A 17,507-nucleotide genomic window follows, 5' to 3' on the forward strand; every position below is an offset into this window, starting at 1 on the left:
TTACTTCACCCCACTTTCTTAATCTCTTCTTGCCGCATCTGCGCTATGCTCTCGACGTGTCCGGTCATCGGGAACATGTCGACCGGCTGGACCTCGGTCGTTCGGTACCCCAGCCGCGCCAGGGCGGCCAGGTCACGGGCCAAAGTGGCCGGGTTGCAGGAGACATAGATGATCCGCTTGGGATGCATCTCGGCCATCGCCCTGAGGACTCGCTCGTCGCAACCCTTGCGGGGCGGGTCGACGACGATGAGGTCGGGGGTCACCCCGCCCTGCCTCATCTGGGGCATAATCTTCTCGGCCTCACCGACCAGGAACTCGGCATTCTCGATCCGGTTGAGACGGGCGTTGCGTTTGGCGTCGTTGACCGCCTCGGCGACGGACTCGATGCCGTAGGCCTTCTGGGCCCGCTGGGCCAGGAAAAGGGCGATCGTCCCAATCCCCGAATAGACGTCGATGACCGTCTCCCGGTAAGTCAGGTCGGCGTATTTCAGGACCTGCCGGTAGAGGAGCCCGGTTTGCTCCGGGTTGGTCTGATAAAAGGATTGCGGCGAGATCTTGAAACGCAGGTCTTCGTAAAGCCCGCCGACGTGGATGGTGTCCTCGATACTCTCCTGGCCGGCCAGGAGACGCGTCTCGGGGCCCATGATGACGTTGGTTCGGGCCGGGTTGATGTTCTGGAAAACCCCGACCACCTGGGGAAGGAGCAGCATCAGCTCATCGGCGATCTGGCGGCCCTGGGGGAGGTCCCTGGTGGCGGTGACGAAGACGACCATGGCCTGACCGGTCTTGGCCGCCACCCGGCTGAGGATGTGCCGGAGGACGCCCTTCCCGGTGGCCTCGTCATAGGGCGGTAGGTTGTACTTCTCGGCCAGGATCCGCGACTCCCGCATGATCCGGTTGTTCGTCTGATGCTGGATGGCGCATTCCTCGACCGGCACGATCTCGTGGGTGCCCTTGGCATAGCAACCGACGATCAGGCGTCCTTCGGTCGTCCCCACGGGGAACTGGACCTTGTTGCGATAGTACCATGGATCCTTGGCCCCAAGGCACGGTTTGACGTCGACCCCTTCCAGCCGGCCCAACCGGGTGACGGCGTCCTCGACGACCTTCGTCTTCAGAACCAGCTGCGTCCGGTAGTCGACCTGCTGGAGCTGGCAGCCGCCACAATCGTAGAATAGGCCGCAACGAGGTTGGACCCGGTTCGGGGAAGGCGACCGGACGAAAGCCAGCTCCCCGCGGGCATAGTTGGTGTGGACCTCCTCGATGCGCACGTCGGCGGTGTCCCCCGGCACGGCATAGGGGACAAAGATGGTGAAGTTGCGGAACCGTCCGACCCCTTCACCACTGTGCGAAAGTCCGGCGATTTGGATGCGGACGGTCCGCCCCTTAGCCAGGGGAATACCCCCACGACCGTCCCCGGCCCCTGGACCATCGGGCCTGTCCCGTCCGCGGGGGCCTCGGCTGTTGGTGGCGACCGCCGCCTTGTCCCGATCGGTCATCACGCATCGCCCCTCCCTGGTTGGTAAGGATTCCCCAAAGCCGGGGCTTTTCCTCCCCAGACGGGGGTTTGGCGCCCCGCCCAAGCGGGTCTAAGTCAGTCGAAACGGCCCGGTCCGGCGGCCGGCGCCGACCGGAAGGATTCCCAGGCCTCGGGGCGAAAAGGTTACTGTCGAACGAGGGGACCGGTTTTTCGACAGAGACAGGAGACGAGGCCATGCCGCCCAGGGTGCTGCCAAGCGAGGACTGCTCCCCTCTGGATCGATCCCTGTGGACCTTCCTGGAACAGATCGACCCGTCGGCTTCCTTCCTCGAACTGGGGGTCGGCGAGGGCCGCCTGACCGTCATAGCGGCCCGGCGTTTCGGACGGGTGGTCGGCATCGACCGGGATCCGAGGAGCCTGATCACCACCCGTCCGAAGTTGCCGGGACCGGCGGTCTCCCTCCTGGTGATGGACGCCCACCGCCTGGAGTTCCCCGACCAGCTCTTCGACGCGACCGGCGAGTTCAATAGCCTGGGCGGGTTCGCTGATCCAGGTCGGGTCGTCTCGGAGATGCTGCGGGTGACCCGCCCCGGGGGGGCCCTCCTCTTCCTCGCCAGTTGGCGTTCGGAAGTGCTGATTCTCAAGGCCGGCTGGATCCAGGCGCACTTGGCGACCGCCGGGGCCGACTGGCGGCTGACGGCCAACGGCCGCGTGGCCGGGCTGGTCGCCCGGTGCCCGACGATTCCGAGCCCTCGGTGAGTTGGATTGTCGAATCCAGGTATGATTGAGTAGGGGCGGGTTCCCGCCCCTCTCCCGGAACCGTGCGTACCGGCCAGGCACACGGCGAAACCAACCGCTTTGAGCCGCCGAGTGTCCCGGGCGGCATGAACCATCAGGCACCTGGAGTTGCGCCATCGATGCGGGGAGAAGCTTACCAGCTTCTCCCCTTTCCCATCCCCCAAACCGTCGCCGCAGCCAGGCGTCGATTCCCTCAAAGCGTTTCTTGCTCTGCCCCTTGCCGAAGTAACCAACCCAGCCCTGGCGGAACAGGTGAATGACGTGGGCCAGTTCCCCGGGGCTCACAACCCCCTCCGCCGCTGTCGCCTCTCGGGCCCATCAAGGCAATCTTCCCCTTTGGGGTTGACCCCACTTCGCAGTGACGCCCTGCCCTTCTGCTGGCACTTCCGACTGAATGCGGTGTGCGGCAGGACTTTCACCTCCAGGCTGACGTGACTGCCAGTCGCAAAAAAAAGCGGGCCCTCGCGGGCTCGCTCTGTCGTGGCTCATGCCCTTTTCGGCGGTCGCTCTGGGCCTCCGGGCCTCTAGATGACCGTCGGGGGCACCTGGAAGATCTCCGGCGGGAAGACGCTCGGGAACGGAGCGGCGATGAAGCCTTCGCAGATGGTGCCAAGCTCGCGGCAGGTCGGCGGGACCGGGCAATAGCCGAAAGCTCCGACCATCAGCTGGACTTGGCCCTCGCTCTTGACGATCGCCCGCAGGCCGATGGTCACGCAGACATTGGGGATGTTGTTGATGGTCGCGAACCGCGCGCCGAGGCAGGCGAATGTGACGACCTCGATCTTGCCGAACATCATGCTCGGGTTGGGCATGAAGAGAAGGACATCCTTGTTGAAGCAGAGGTTCGCGGCGGCGATGGTAGCGGTGAAGGTGTTGCCGAGGCTATCGGTGAAGGTCACCGAAGCTGGGCCGCAGATCTGAGCAATCACTCGCTGCAGGAGCGGTTGTCCGGGAACGGCGACGATGGTGATCGGCCCCACCGTAGCCGGGCCGGCCGTGCAGCTGACGAAGGTGAACGGCGGCACCGGGGCCGGCACGGCTGGAGTGATGGTCGTACTCGTCAGGGGCACGCAGAACTCGGTGCACTCCGCGTTGGAGCACGAGTCGAAGACCTTATTCACGTCGACGCAGACGATCTCGGTGATCGGGGGGCAGGGCGTCGGGGTGCACGGACCGGGGACGATCGGCTGACCTCCGGCGATCGGAAACATTGGGTCAAGCACTCTTGGTTGCACCTCCTTTCGGGTTGGTATGGCGAACCGGGTTGCGTTGACTCGCCCGGACTGAGAGAGGCTCCCAGCCCTGTTTACAGAATATGTGCTCGGCCGTCTGACGGTGAGGGCAGTTGGCAAGGGAGGGCAAAAATGGTCGGTCAGTGACTTTCTGGGATGGGACGGGTTCAGCCTGGAAGCGGCGGGCTCGGCTGGGAATGGCGGGTCCCGCTGGAAACGGAATCAGCCCCGGTCGGAATGACCGGAGCTGGTCGCCTGGGACCCTGATTCATCTGGTGACCAACGGCCTCCGACGCCGGATGGCGGCGGCACGGACGGCGGCCAGGGCTAGGACCATCAGGGGAAGGGTGACTCGGGTCCCCCAGCGGTCAGCCAGGAAGCCCGCCGGCGTGGCCGCCAAGACCTGACCAAGGAAGAAGGCCGAGACGGGCAGGCCCGCTCGAGCGGCCGGGTAGGTTGGAGTTGCGCTTCGGCTTGGGGTTGGGTTTGGGCCTCCGCCATCACCTGGGCCGTCGGTGTCCAGTAGCTTGGTCCGCAGCCAGGAGACGGATTCTCGACCGCCGCGGCGCAATCCTGTCGGCTTCGACCCGGCCGGGGGCCGACCGAGCAGCCCATCAACCGGGCTCACCCGCCCAAAAATGTGAGTGAAGGGTGAGAGCGGTCTTGACGATAACCGTGGAAGAGAGGTTTCGGATCATCTGATCCGTGCCCCGCTTCGGGGGGTTCATCAATGGAGAGATTGTCCCGCAGGTCATTCAAGTTCAGGGGCCCGCCGCCTTTGCGGCGAGAACGATGGTTCACGGTCTGGGCCATGCTGGCCGCCATGTTCATCCTGGTCCTGGCGGGGGCCGGTACGACTTACCTGTCGGCCCGTCGAGCGGAGAAAGAGGCCAGGCAGAGCCTGCTCATGCGAACCGGTGGGGCGGCCGCGGCCCTCGATCCGGCGATGGTCGCCGGCTTGACCGGCCGACCCGAGGATGAGGGTAGCCCGACCTTCGAGTACGTCCGGGCCCGCCTGATCGCCGTCCACTCAGTCAACAAGGACTGCCGCTTCGCCTACTTGCTGGGGATGAAGGACGGGCAGGTGGTCTTCCTGGCCGACGCCGAGCCCGCGAATTCCGAGGATTACTCCGCGCCCGGCGAGGTCTATGAAGAGGCATCCCCCGAATTGAAGGCCGTCTTCCAGAGCGGTCAAGGCTTCACCGAGGGGCCCATGCGGGATGACTGGGGAACCTGGGTCTCCGGGCTCGTCCCCATTTTGGGCCCGGGCGGACAGGTGGTGGCCGCCCTCGGCCTGGACATCGACGCCGCGGATTGGCCGACCCTGGTCGCCCCCTACCGGGTTCCCACCATCCCCTTGATGACCGTGTCGGGCGTCCTGATGCTGGGGACGGTGCTCTTCCGGCAGCGTCGGGAGGAAGTCGAACTTCGCCACCTAGCCACCCATGACTTCCTGACCGACATCCCCAATCGTTATGTCTTGGAGATAATGCTCAGGCGAGCCGTCGCCGCGTCCAGGCGGGGCACCCCGAGCGCCCTCCTGTTCATCGATGTGGACAACTTCAAGCTGGTCAACGACACCTTCACCCACGCCGCCGGGGATGAGATGCTGGCGACCCTCACCGGCGTTTTCCGGCGCAACCTGCGCGACGAGGACCTGATCGCCCGCCTCGGCGGGGATGAGTTCGCCGTCCTCCTGGACCGCTCGTCCCTGGAGGCCGCCAAGGTCGTCGCTGAGCGGCTCCGAGCGGCCGTCGATGATCACCGCTTCGTCATCGGTCAGCAGACCGTGGACGTCAGCTTGAGCATCGGCCTCGTGGCCATCGACGGGGCGATGGCCGCCGATAAGATCCTCATCACCGCCGACACGGCCCTCCACGCGGCCAAGGAGCGTGGGCGAAACCGGGTCGTCTTCCTGGGTCCGGACGATCCGGCCACGCTGGAGCTGTCTGAGGCCGCCCGAATGGCCGCCTTGGTCAAGACGGCCCTCCGCGAAGACCGCTTCATCCTTCACTATCAGCCGGTGGTCAGGATCCAGGGTGGTCAGATCGACTACCACGAAGCCCTCATCCGCCTGCAGGACGAGGGCGGCGACCTGATCCCGCCGGGGAGATTCCTTCCTGTGGCCGAGCGCTTCGGCCTGATGTCCCAGATCGACCGGTGGGTGGTCGAGTCGGCCCTCCGGACCCTGAAGGAAAACCCCAAGATCGGCCTCTTCGTCAACCTGTCAGCCACCAGCCTGGCCGACGAGGAACTCCTGGCCCGGCTGGAGGAAGCCATCAAGTCCAGCGGCGTCAGCCCCTCGAGGCTCGGCCTGGAGATCACCGAGAGCGCGGCGATCAGAGACTTCGCCAGCACCGAGACCTGGATCCGGCGCCTCGAAGAGCTGGGATGCCGCTTCGCCTTGGACGACTTCGGCTCGGGCTTCTCGTCCTTCTCGTACCTGCGGCTGCTTCCTGTCGACTACGTCAAGATTGACGGGGCTTTCATCCGCAACATGGATACTGAGCCGACCCACCGGGCCTTCGTCGATGCCATCAATACGATCGCCCACACCCTCGGCAAGAAGACCGTCGCCGAGTTCGTCGAGAACGAAGCCGTCCTCGGAATCCTCCGCGACCTACGGGTCGACTACGCCCAGGGCTATCACCTGGGAAAACCGGCGCCGTACCGGGTCGAAAACCAAAGCCAGGACTGCGCCGGGTGCGCCGCCGTCCACGGCTGCCCGGGCCACGGGGCCTGATGACCCGAGGCGAAGGTCCCTCTCAGTCACTGCGGCCGGCAAGAATCAAGCGCCCGTACCGCTTCAGGCGGACGGGCGCTTTTCCCTTACCACGGGGTGGGCCGATGGCGCGGTCGACGGGCGACGTCAACCTAGATAGACGAGGGCCGTCACCAGGCCGTTCCAAATGGCGTGAGCGATGATGGGCGGCCAAATCGACTGGGTCCGATCGTACAGCCAGACCAGGGCGAAGCCGGCCAGGATGAGGGCCGGCAGGCCCCACGGGTCCAGGTGGATCAGGGCAAAGAAGACCGTCACCAGGATCATCGCCCAAGGCTTGCCGATCCGGTCCCTCAGGGCCGGGTAGGCAAAGCCCCGGAAGTAGCTTTCCTCGCTGATCGGCACGAGCAGCGAACCGAGGAAGAGCGGGAGGAAGAGCTCGCGCGGCGCGCGGGCCGCGCCGGCCAGGTCGACCAGGGGGTTGGGAGCCTGTCGCGGGCCGGTGAGCCAGAAGGTCAAGGTGTCGGCGGCGTAGACGACGATGAAGATGGCCAGACCGGCCAGGATGCCGGTGATGATCTGACGGGGCCAAGCCTTGGCGGTGAAGCCGACTTCGCTGAGCCGGCCGCGGTGGCGGACGACCACCACGTACCATAGGGCCACCAGGAGGAGGGTCGCCTCGACGACGATGGAGGCGACGAAGAACATCGTCCCGGCGTTATCCGGCCAGTTCTCACCAAAGCGATCGAACATGAAATTGACGAGAATATTGTAGCCGAAACCGAGGGCGTAGATGGCGGCATAGACGAGGAGCACTTCGATGAGGTTCCACCTGGCCCCGTGGGCCGGGCGGGAAGGCCCCTCCGTCATCTTCATCTCCGTGGACAACGCGCGGACTCCCTTCTATGGCCACCGGCCGATCGCTCTGGGCCGGCCGGTCGTTGAAAGCTCCTCTAGGATTGGCTGAGCTTCTCGCGGACCAGCTTGTTGACGAGTTCGGGGTTGGCCCGTCCCTTGGTGGCCTTCATCACCTGGCCGACCAGGAAGCCCATGGCCCGGTCCTTACCGCCCCTGATCTCGGCGACGGCCTTGGGGTTGTCGGCGATGGCCCGCTCGACGGCCTCGACGATGGCCCCTTCGTCGTTGATGACCGAGAGTCCTCTTTCCCTGACGATCACCTCTGGCTCCCGGCCGGTTGCGCACAGTTCGGGGAAGATGGATTTGGCGATGGTCCCGCTGATGACCCCCCGGTCGATCAAGTCGATCAGGCCGACCAGGTGCTCCGGGCTGATGGGGATTTCCCCGAAACCCAGGCCCTTGGCGTTGAGGTGAGCCATCAGCTCGCCCATGATCCAGTTGGCCGCCTTTTTGGGTTCCTTGGCCAGGGTCGCGCAGCGCTCGAAGTAAGCCGCCAGGATCGGGGAGCCGGTGATCACGCCGGCGTCATACGGGGGCAGGCCCCAATCGCGGACGTAGCGGTCGCGCTTGGCGGCGGGCATCTCCGGCAGACCCCGGCGGACCTTCTCCACCCAGGCCCGGTCGATGACGAAGGGGACTAGGTCCGGTTCGGGGAAGTAGCGGTAGTCGTGGGACTGCTCTTTGGCCCGCATCGACCGGGTCTGGCCGGCCCGCTCGTCCCATAGCCTGGTCTCCCGGATGATTGTGCCGCCTTCGGCGATGACCTTCTTCTGCCGCTCGACCTCATAGTCCAAGGCCAGCCTGACAGACCTGAAGGAGTTCAGGTTCTTGAGCTCGACCGGGGTGCCGAACTCAGTCCCCGGCGAATGGACGGAGACGTTGCAGTCGCAGCGAAGCGACCCTTCCTCCATCTTGACGTCGGAGACCCCGGTGTACTCGATCAGGCTCTTCAGCTTGATCAGATAGACCCGGGCTTCCTCGGGCGAACGTAGGTCCGGCTCGGAGACAATTTCGATCAGCGGGACCCCGGTCCGGTTGAAGTCGACCAGGGTCGAGTCCCCCGCGGCGTCGTGGAGCGACTTGCCGGCATCCTCCTCGAGGTGGACGCGGTGGATGCGGACTTCGCGGGGTTCGCCGTCGACCTCGAACTCGACCAGGCCGCCCGTCGCCACGGGCTGGTCGAACTGGGAGATCTGATAACCCTTGGGGAGGTCCGGGTAAAAGTAGTTCTTCCGGTCGAACTTGGTCCTTTGGGCCACCTGGCAGCCGAGAACCAGGGCGGCCTTGACCGCGTCCTCGAGGGCGGCCTCGTTGAGGACCGGCAGCGATCCCGGCATGCCCAGGCAGATCGGGCAGACATGGGTGTTGGGCTCGGCCCCGAAGGTGGTCGGGCACCCGCAGAAGATCTTGGTCTTGGTCGACAACTCGACGTGGACCTCCACGCCGATGACCGTCTCGAGTTCGGCGGTCATGCCCGCTCACCCCTCTTGCCGGTACGTTCCGCGACGGCCTGGCCGGTGCGTTCCGCGGCGTCCAGGCCCGCGCTTCCCCCGGTCCCGGCCAGCGGTGCCACCCGCGGCTTGAACCCGGAGGCCTGCTCATGGGCGTAGGCCGCGTGGAAGAGGGTGGCTTCGTCGAGGGGCTGGCCGATCAACTGGAGGCCGATGGGCAGCCCGCCGGCCTCGCCGCAGGGCAGCGACAGACCGGGCAAGCCGGCCAGGTTAACCGGGATGGTGCAGACGTCGGCCAGGTACATGGCCAGCGGGTCGTCGGTCTTCTCCCCTTGCTTGAAGGCCACCGTCGGAGACGTCGGGGCGGCCAGCAGGTCATACTTCTCGAAGGCCCGCTGGAAGTCGCGCCGGACGAGGGTCCTGACTTTCTGGGCCTTCAGGTAGTAGGCGTCGTAGTACCCTGAACTGAGGGCGTAGGTGCCGAGCATGATCCGCCGCTCGACCTCGGCCCCGAAGCCCTGGGCCCGCGTCTTGGCGTACATCTCCCCGAGGGTTTCGGCGCCGGCGGCCCTGAGCCCGTAGCGGACCCCGTCGTATCGGGCCAGGTTGGCCGAGCACTCCGCCGGGGCGATGATGTAATAGGCCGCTAGGGCGTGATCGGTGTGGGGCAGCGAGCACTCCTCGGCTTCGGCTCCCAGGGTGACCAGGCGGTCGATGGCCTCGCGGACGGCCGATTCCACGGCCGGCTCGGTGCCAGGCCCGAAGTATTCCTTGGGCACGCCGATCCTCAGGCCCTTGACCCCGCGGTCGATGCCGGCCCGGTAGTCGGGGGAATGGTAGCGGGCCGAGGTCGAGTCGAGGGGGTCGTGGCCGGCGATGACCTGAAGGGCTAGGGCCGCGTCGGTGACGTCGAGGGCGAGCGGGCCGATCTGGTCGAGGGACGAGGCAAAGGCGACCAGCCCGAACCGGGAGACCAGTCCGTAGGTCGGCTTCAGGCCGACCACTCCACAGAAGGAGGCCGGTTGGCGAACCGAACCGCCGGTGTCGGAGCCGAAACCGATAACCGCTTCGCCGGCGGCAACCGCCGCGGCTGAACCGCCGCTCGATCCGCCGGGCACGCGGTCCAGGTCCCAGGGATTCCGGGTCGGGAAGAAGGCCGAGTTCTCGGTGGATGAACCCATGGCGAACTCGTCCATGTTGGTTTTGCCGAGGATGACCGCGCCGGCGTCGGCCAACCGGCCGGCCACGGTGCCCTGGAAAGGCGGGACGAAACCCTCGAGGATGCGCGACCCGCAAGTGGTCGGCACTCCCTTGGTACAGAAGTTGTCTTTGACCGCAACGGGGATGCCGGCCATCGGCGAGAGTCTCTCCCCGCGGCGCCTGGCCTCGTCCACCATGCGGGCCTGGGTCAGAGCAGCCTCAGGGGTGACGGTGATGAAGCCCTTGACCCGAGCCTCGACCGCGGCGATGCGCTCCAGGTAGGCCCTGGTCAGTTCCTCCGCAGTGACCTCCCCCCGCTCCAGCCGTTCCTGGAGGACGTGGGCGGTCGAGCCGATCAGCGACAAGACTTAACCCTCCTGCTCCTCGATGACCTTTGGCACCTTGAAGAAGCCGCCCTCGCGCGATGGGGCGTTGGCCAGCGCGGCCTCCCGATCGAGTCCGCGGTGGACCTCATCCGGCCTGAGGACGTTGCCCATCGACGGCAGGGTATGCGAGGTGGGCTCGACATCCTTGGTATCGAGGGCGTCCATCTTGGCGATGTGCTCGAGGATCTGCCCAAGCTGGCCGGCCAACCGGTCGACTTCCTTCGGGTCGAGTTCCAGTCGGGCCAGGAGAGCGACGTGCCGTACGTCTTCCTTGGTGATGGGCATGGTGTTCTCCTCCTGTCGGGGCCGGGACCGGCGGGCTTACTCCGGCCAGCGAGCCCTGCCCCCCATACGTACAAGCCTTAGTATACCATCTTTCCCACCGCCCTGCCACGAATGGCGGGGCCTGGAGGTCGGGCGAGCGCGACTTCGTGGTGGTCTGGCCGACCACCAGCCGGGGGTCCATCTTGCGGCAAAGGAAGGGGCGCGACGCCCCTTCCTTTGCTTATCCCCGGGCCGGGCCTCGGAGACCGACCGCGACTCTGACCGGGGGCCTTGGCCTTGAAGCTCAGACCTTGAACCGACCGACCAACCCCACCAAGCGCTCAGCCTCTTCAGCCAGCGACTGCGCGGCACCGGCCATCTGGCCGACGGCCGCCGCCACCGACTGGGTCGACGAGGTGACCTGCTGGCTGGCAGCCGCGCTCTCCTCGGAAACGCTGGCGATGTACTCCATCGCCTGGGTGGCCTTAGCGCTGTCGCCCGCCATCGAGGTCGCCGCAGCGTTGCCGGCCTCGGTGACCTGGGCCATGGCCTCGACCGCCTCGACCAACTGCTCGCTGGAGGCCAGGACCTGCTGGGCCGCGGACGAAATCGTCTGGATCTGGTCGTCGGTGGTCCCGGCGGTCTCGAGGATCTCTCCCAGGGCCCGCCCCGCCGCCTCGGCCAGTTCCGACCCGACGTCGACCTCCTGGGTCCCCGCCTCCATGGCCTTGACCGCCTCGTCGGTCACCTTCCAGATCGTCTCGACGAGGCCGGCAATCTCCTTGGTCGAGCGGCTCGACCTTTCGGCGAGCTTGCGAACCTCCTCGGCGACGACGGCGAACCCCCGACCTTGCTCGCCGGCTCGGGCGGCTTCAATCGCGGCGTTCAGGGCCAGGAGGTTGGTCTGCCCGGCGATGTCCTCGATCACCTGGATGATCTCGCCGATCTGTTGGGAGTGCCGGCCGAGCTCCCTAATGGCGGCGGCCGAGGCGTAGACCCGGTCCTTGATCCGCTCCATACCCTTGACCGTCCGGTCGACGGCCGCGCCGCCCTTCTTGGCTGCCTCCCGGGTGCCGGCTGAGGCCTGGGCGACGCTCTGGGCGCTCTCGGCTACACCGTGCATCGCGTTGGCCACCTCGGCAACCAGCTGCGAAGTCTTGGAAACCACCTCGGCCTGGCGGGCGGCCCCCTGCGACAATTGCTCGATGGACTTCCGGAGCGTGTCGATGAGGGTCGCCCCCTCCCCCGCCGCCTTGGACTGGGCGGCCGAGCCCTTGGCGATCTCAACGATGGCGTCGTTGATTTCCTTGGCCTCGTCGGCCGATTCGGCGGCCAGTCTGGAGACCACGGAGCTGCGTTCCCGGACCTGACCGGAAGCCGTCGCGACCTCGGCGAGGGCCCCCCGGAAGGACTGGACCATGTGCTTGAAGGCGACTCCCAGCCGCCCACTCTCATCTTTGTTGACAATGATTTGGCGGCGATCAATGGCCGTCAGGTCGCCGGTGGCCACCTCCTCGGCGGCGGCCTTGAGGAGGCCGACCGGCTTGGTCACCGTCCTGGCCACGGCCAGGCCCATTGCGCCCATGACCAGGGCTCCGAAGATGAACAGGGCGCCGGCGGCCATCTCCCTCGAGCGGTAGATCCGGTCGAACTGCAGGGCATCCTCGTTGGCCGCGGCCTGCGAGACCACGACCAACTGGTGGGCCTGGTCGAGGACGGCCCGGTGGTCGGCGTCGGTACCGCTCTTTTGGAACTTCTCGAAGGCCTCCCTGGTGGACTTGAGGCCCTGGATTTCCTCGGGTCTGGTGGCTTTCTTCTCGACCGCCTGGAGGGCCACCTGGATCGACGACTCATTGCCTCCGCGCATGACCACCTCGGTCCCCAGGGTCAGGGGCCGGTACTTGGCCAGCTCACTGACGACCGTGTTGACCTGGACGAGGTCCGCGACGCGTCCTTGGTAGAGCGCCGAGATGATCCCCTTCAGGTCGCTCATCCCCATCAAGCCGCTCAGGGCAACGGTCACCAGGATGCTCAGCATGATCAGGCCAAGAGCCGCAACCTTGACCTTGGAGCTGGCGTTATGCCACACGTTGAAGATGCCCTTGAACAAGTTCTCGCCCCCCGCTGGAATTCAGGGGTCCTTCTCACGGTCCCCCGGTCATCGGTGCCCGGGGACGCAAGGGAAAGAAACAGGCCCGAAGTCCCTTTCCCTTCTGGGGGAATCGGCGATCTCGGGCCAACATTTTAGTCGCTCATATCTGGCAACTCCGACAATTGGCCGTCGCTGGGCCGACGCCGTGGCCGACTCGCCCGATCCGCCCGGTCCCCGCGGCTCCCCTGGGTCACCCAAGTCCCGCGGGCAGCCCTCAGGCCCGGCCGATGAGCCGCTTGAACTCGTCTTCGTCGATGATCCTCAGGTCCGGGGCCTGCCCCGAGGCGGTCAGTTCGCGCGCCTTCTCCAGTTTTGAACCGGGGTTCTCCCCGACCACCACGTAGTCGGTCTTCTTGCTAACGCTCGAGGAAGGCCGCCCGCCGAAGTTGCGGATGATCTCCTCGGCCTCCCGACGCTCCAGGGTGGCCAGGGTGCCGGTGAGGACGATGGTCACCCCGGCCAGGGGATGGGCCGGTCCAGGGAGCGGTTCCCCGAGAGCCCGACCCGGCCCGGCGCCGGCATCGGCCTCGCCCGCACCCGGGCCGGCTTCGCCCGGTTCTCCCGCGACCCCGGCCGCGCCAGGCATGGTCATGTTCACCCCCGACTCGGCCAGCCGCCTGATCAGTCCCCGGTTGATCTCCTGAGAGAAGAACTCGACCACGCTGGCGGCGATCTTTTCGCCGATCTCGGGGACCTGCTGGAGCTCGGCCTCGGAGGCCGCGGCCAGCCGCTCCATCGTCGCGAAGTGACGGGCCAGGAGGAAGGCCGCCCGGTCGCCCACGTGGCGCAGGCCCAGGGCAAAGAGGAGCCGATTCAACGGCTGCCGTCGGCTGGCGTCGATCGCCTCGATCAGGTTCTGGGCCGACTTGTTCCCCATCCGTTCCAGCTCAACCAGCTGCTCGACGGTCAGGGCATAGATGTCGCCCGGGTCGTGGATCAACCCCGTCTTCAAGAGCTGGTCGATGATTTTCGGGCCGAACCCCTCGATGTCCATCCCGTCGCGCGACCCGAAGTGGATCAGGGACTCCCAGATCTGGGCCGGGCAGGACAGGCCGTTGGTGCAGCGGTGGGCGGCCTCGCCCGGCTCGCGGACGACCGGCGCCCCGCAGACCGGGCACCGGCTGGGCATCTCGAAGACCCGCTCGGTCCCCGTGCGCTTGGCCTTGACCACCTCGACGACCTCGGGGATGACCTCCCCGGCCTTCTGGATGACGACGGTATCGCCGATGCGGACGTCCTTGTCGCGGACGATGTCCTCGTTGTGCAGCGAGGCCCGGCTGACCGTCGAGCCGGCCAGGCGGACCGGCTCGAGCTCGGCCACGGGAGTGAGGATGCCGGTCCGGCCGACGTTGACGGCGACGTTGCGGACCACTGTCTCGGCCTTCTGCGCCGGGTACTTGAAGGCGATCGACCAGCGCGGGCTCTTCGACCTGACCCCCAGGCGGACCCGCTGGTCGAGGGAGTTGACCTTGACGACGGCCCCGTCGATCTCGTACGGCAGGTCCCAGCGCTTCTCGTCCCAGTCCCGGCAGTAGGCGACGACCTCGGCGATGGTCGGGCAGAAGCGAGATTCTGGATTGGTCTTGAAGCCCAGGGCTCCGAGGAACTTCAGGGTCTCCCAGTGGGTGGCCGGGGCCACCTCGGCCGGTTCGCTGTAGATGATCTCGTAGAGGAAGGCGTCGAGCTCCCGACCGGCGGTGACGGCCGGGTCGAGCTGGCGCAGGGAGCCTGCGGCGGCGTTCCGCGGGTTGGCAAAGAACGGGTCACCGACCTCCCCGCGGGCCTGGTTGACCTTCTCGAACGCGGCCACCGGCATGAAGACTTCGCCCCGGACCGCCACCGTCCACCCCGCCGGGGTCGGTTCCGGGTTGAAGAGGTCGGGGTCTTTGGTCAGCTTCTTGGCCAGTTCCCTGAGGGGCTTGAGGCGATGAGGGACGGTCTTGACCGTCCGAGCGTTGGCCGTGATATCCTCGCCCACTTCGCCGTCGCCGCGGGTGGCCCCCTGGACGAAGCGCCCGTTCTCGTAGCGGAGGGCCACCGACAACCCGTCGATCTTCAGCTCGGCCACGTACTCCACGGTCTCCCCGGGCAGCAGCGAGCGGACCCGGCGGTCGAAGTCCTCCAGCTCGGCCTCGCTGTAGGCGTTCTCCAGGCTGAGCAGGGGGGCACGGTGGCGGACCGGGGAGAAGGTCGGGGCGACCTGCCCCCCCACCTTCTGGCTCGGCGAGTCCGGGGTGACCAGGTCGGGGTGCTCGGTCTCGATGGCCAGGAGTTCCCGCATCAGGGAGTCGTAGTCAGCGTCGCCGACCTCCGGCTGGTCCAGCACGTAGTACTGGTAGTCGTGGTGGCGGATGGCCGCCCCCAGTGCTTCCAACCGGCGCGCGGCTTCGTCATGGGACAGATCGGCCACGGCCATCACCCCCGAAGACCTGTTGAGGCTGATACGAGCGGCTGGCGACCGGGCGGTCGCCGCTCACACCTTGCGCAGTCGGGCGTATTCGGCGACCAGCTTCTTCAGGCCGACCCCGGGGAAGGCCACGGTGATCTCGGCCGAGGGGCCGTTCCCATTGATGGTCACCACCGTGCCGGGCCCCCACTTCGGGTGCTCGACCTTGTCCCCCGGGCGGAGGGAAGCGACCGGCGCGGCCCCTCCCACCCCCGTCCCTTGCGCCCCCGCCACCTGCGTCCCCAGCCTGGCCGGCATCCCGGCGGAGGCCCGCCGTCCGGCGGCGGCGGCTTCAGCCCACGTTGATCCGCGAGACGGCGGGCGGCCCGCGGCGGCCGCCGGTTGGCTCAGGTTAAGCCGCAACCCTTCCGGGATCTCCTGGACGAACCGGGATAGCGTGTTATAGACCGTCTGACCGCGGAAGTTGCGGTGGAAGGTCGACGTGAGGTAGATCCGGCGCCGGGCCCGGGTGATCCCGACGTAGCACAGCCGGCGCTCCTCCTCCAACTCGTCCTCGTCCTCGAGGGCTCGGGAGTGCGGGAATATCCCCTCCTCCAGACCGACCAGGAAGACCACTGGAAACTCGAGGCCCTTGGCCGAGTGGAGGGTCATGAAGACGACCGCGGCGGCCCCCCGGTCGAGGCCGTCGAGGTCGGTGATCAGGGCGATGCTCTCGAGGAAGGTCTCCAGGGCCTGGTCGCCGTTGCGCTCGACGAAATCGGCGGCCACCGTGTAGAGCTCCTGGATGTTCTCCATCCGGCTCTGGGCCTCGGTGGTCCGCTCAGCGATGAGCTCGCCCCATAGGCCGCTGCCCTCGGCCACCGCCCGGACGAACTCGGGCAACCCCAGGGCCTCACGCTTCTTGCCCAGCTCGTCCAGGAGGACGACGAACTTACCCAGCTCCTTGCGGGCCCGCGGGGAGAGTCCGTCGCCAAGGCCCTCGGCGGCCAGCATGGCCGCCTGAAACATCGGCAGACCCTGCTCGGCGGCCAGGACGGCCAGCTTCTCGAGGCTGGTGTCGCCCAGGCCACGCTTGGGGACGTTAACGACTCGCTCGAAGGACAGTGAATCCGAGGGGTTGTTGATCAACCTGAGGTAGGCCAGGAGGTCCTTGATCTCCTTGCGCTCGTAGAACCTGACCCCGCCGACGATCCGGTAGGGCAGACCGACCTTCATGAAGCTGTCTTCGAGTGCACGGGACTGGGCGTTCATCCGGTAGAGGACGGCGAAGTCGCGGTCCTCCAACCCCTCCTGGGCCTTCAGCCGTCGGATTTCGTGGCCGACGAAGGCGGCCTCGTCGTACTCGTTCTCAGCCTGGTAGAAGAGGGCCGGCTCGCCGGCCGGGTTGGCCGTCCAGAGGGTCTTCTCCTTGCGCCCCAAGTTGTTGCGGACGACGGCGTTGGCCGCGTCAAGGATCTTCCCCGTCGAGCGGTAGTTCTGCTCGAGCTTGACCACCTTGACCTCGGGGTAGTCCTGCTCGAACTCGAGGATGTTCCGGAGGTCGGCCCCCCGCCAGCGGTAGATGCTCTGGTCGTCGTCGCCGACCACCGACAGGTTGCGGTTCTTCTTGGCCAGCAGGTTGATCAGGACGTACTGGGCCCGGTTGGTGTCCTGATACTCGTCGATGAGGATATAACGGAAGCGATCCTGGTAGGAGCCCAATACGTCGGGCCTGGCCTCGAAGAGCTTTACGGTTAACATAATCAGGTCGTCGAAGTCGAGGGCATTGTTCTCAATCAGCTTCTTCTGATAGGCCTCGTAAACCTCGGCCGCCTTCTCCAGGAAGAAGTCGTCGGCCCGTCGCTTGAATTCCTGCCAGGTGACGAGGTCGTTCTTGGCCCGGTCGATGGCGGCGTGGACGGCCGCCGGAGCCCAGCGCCGCTCGTCGAGGTTGAGGTCCTTAAGGCAGTTCTTGACCACGGTCATCTGGTCCGAGTGGTCGTAGATGTTGAAGCGGCGGGTGTACCCAAGCTCCAGCCGCTCGATGTCCCGTCTCAGGATGCGAACGCAGGCGGCGTGGAAGGTCAACACCCACATGTCGGCGGCCGCCGGCCCAACAAGCTGGGCGACCCGCTCGCGCATCTCCCCGGCGGCCTTGTTGGTGAAGGTGATGGCCAGGATCTCGTGGGGCCTGACGCCGCGCTCGGCGATGAGGTAGGCAATGCGATGGGTCAGGGCCCGCGTCTTGCCCGACCCGGCCCCGGCCAAAATGAGAAGCGGGCCGTCGCCGTAGGTCACCGCTTCTCTCTGAGCGTCGTTGAGGTTCTCGAGGATCTCCATGGATTCTCCCTTTCGATGTAATCTGTCCGTGGCGGCGGAGCCGAATGCGGGCCGCCCGCCCGAGGGCGCTCGCCGGCGACGGCGGGCACTCGTCAGCTGTCTTTCGAGGCGCGCCCCGCCCCGCGAGCCCGACCGTCGGAATGGCATTCGCTCATCCTGGCGGGAAAACCTCCTCCCA

The 17,507-nt window shown here is 66.7% G+C and carries 11 protein-coding genes; 2 read left to right on the forward strand and 9 right to left on the reverse strand.

Annotated elements, in window-relative coordinates; genetic code table 11:
* Window positions 1–5: 5 nt before the first annotated feature.
* Entirely contained in the window at window positions 6–1,502 is a 1,497-nt protein-coding gene (rlmD, locus tag VGL40_13775) for a 23S rRNA (uracil(1939)-C(5))-methyltransferase RlmD (protein ID HEY3316333.1), read from the reverse strand.
* A gap of 212 nt (window positions 1,503–1,714) precedes the next feature.
* Here rlmD and VGL40_13780 point away from each other — a divergent pair, with 212 nt between their 5' ends.
* Complete coding sequence (locus tag VGL40_13780) at window positions 1,715–2,239, forward strand: class I SAM-dependent methyltransferase (GenBank protein ID HEY3316334.1); 525 nt, start codon at window positions 1,715–1,717, stop codon at window positions 2,237–2,239.
* Window positions 2,240–2,802: 563 nt separating this feature from the next.
* Here VGL40_13780 and VGL40_13785 read toward each other — a convergent pair.
* Entirely contained in the window at window positions 2,803–3,501 is a 699-nt protein-coding gene (locus tag VGL40_13785; GenBank protein HEY3316335.1) for a hypothetical protein, read from the reverse strand.
* A 739-nt stretch (window positions 3,502–4,240) separates the two neighbouring features.
* Here VGL40_13785 and VGL40_13790 point away from each other — a divergent pair.
* A complete protein-coding gene (locus VGL40_13790) occupies window positions 4,241–6,253 on the forward strand; it encodes an EAL domain-containing protein (protein HEY3316336.1) in 2,013 nt (670 codons plus the stop codon).
* A gap of 126 nt (window positions 6,254–6,379) precedes the next feature.
* Here the strand turns inward: VGL40_13790 and VGL40_13795 are convergent, their stop codons facing one another.
* The 7 genes from VGL40_13795 to pcrA form a co-directional block, all read right to left on the reverse strand.
* Entirely contained in the window at window positions 6,380–7,120 is a 741-nt protein-coding gene (locus VGL40_13795; protein HEY3316337.1) for a type II CAAX endopeptidase family protein, read from the reverse strand.
* Window positions 7,121–7,185: 65 nt separating this feature from the next.
* Complete coding sequence (gatB, locus tag VGL40_13800) at window positions 7,186–8,622, reverse strand: Asp-tRNA(Asn)/Glu-tRNA(Gln) amidotransferase subunit GatB (GenBank protein ID HEY3316338.1); 1,437 nt, start codon at window positions 8,620–8,622, stop codon at window positions 7,186–7,188.
* Window positions 8,619–10,166, reverse strand: a complete 1,548-nt coding sequence (gene gatA, locus VGL40_13805) for an Asp-tRNA(Asn)/Glu-tRNA(Gln) amidotransferase subunit GatA (GenBank protein ID HEY3316339.1) — start codon at window positions 10,164–10,166, stop codon at window positions 8,619–8,621. Before gatA ends, gatB begins: the two co-directional genes overlap by 4 nt.
* Window positions 10,167–10,169: 3 nt before the next feature.
* Window positions 10,170–10,472, reverse strand: coding sequence for an Asp-tRNA(Asn)/Glu-tRNA(Gln) amidotransferase subunit GatC (gene gatC, locus VGL40_13810; GenBank protein ID HEY3316340.1), 303 nt, complete (start codon window positions 10,470–10,472; stop codon window positions 10,170–10,172).
* 283 nt (window positions 10,473–10,755) lie between these two features.
* Window positions 10,756–12,561, reverse strand: a complete 1,806-nt coding sequence (locus VGL40_13815; protein ID HEY3316341.1) for a methyl-accepting chemotaxis protein — start codon at window positions 12,559–12,561, stop codon at window positions 10,756–10,758.
* Between the two features lie 256 nt (window positions 12,562–12,817).
* Window positions 12,818–15,019, reverse strand: a complete 2,202-nt coding sequence (gene ligA, locus VGL40_13820; GenBank protein HEY3316342.1) for an NAD-dependent DNA ligase LigA — start codon at window positions 15,017–15,019, stop codon at window positions 12,818–12,820.
* Between the two features lie 57 nt (window positions 15,020–15,076).
* Window positions 15,077–17,329 carry a DNA helicase PcrA gene (gene pcrA, locus VGL40_13825; GenBank protein ID HEY3316343.1) on the reverse strand — a complete coding sequence of 751 codons (2,253 nt, stop codon included), beginning with the start codon at window positions 17,327–17,329 and terminating at the stop codon, window positions 15,077–15,079.
* Window positions 17,330–17,507: the final 178 nt, after the last annotated feature.

It is taken from the genome of Bacillota bacterium (assembly GCA_036504675.1).
In the GTDB taxonomy this organism is placed as follows: Bacteria; Bacillota; Sulfobacillia; order JAJYWN01; family JAJZPE01; genus DASXUT01.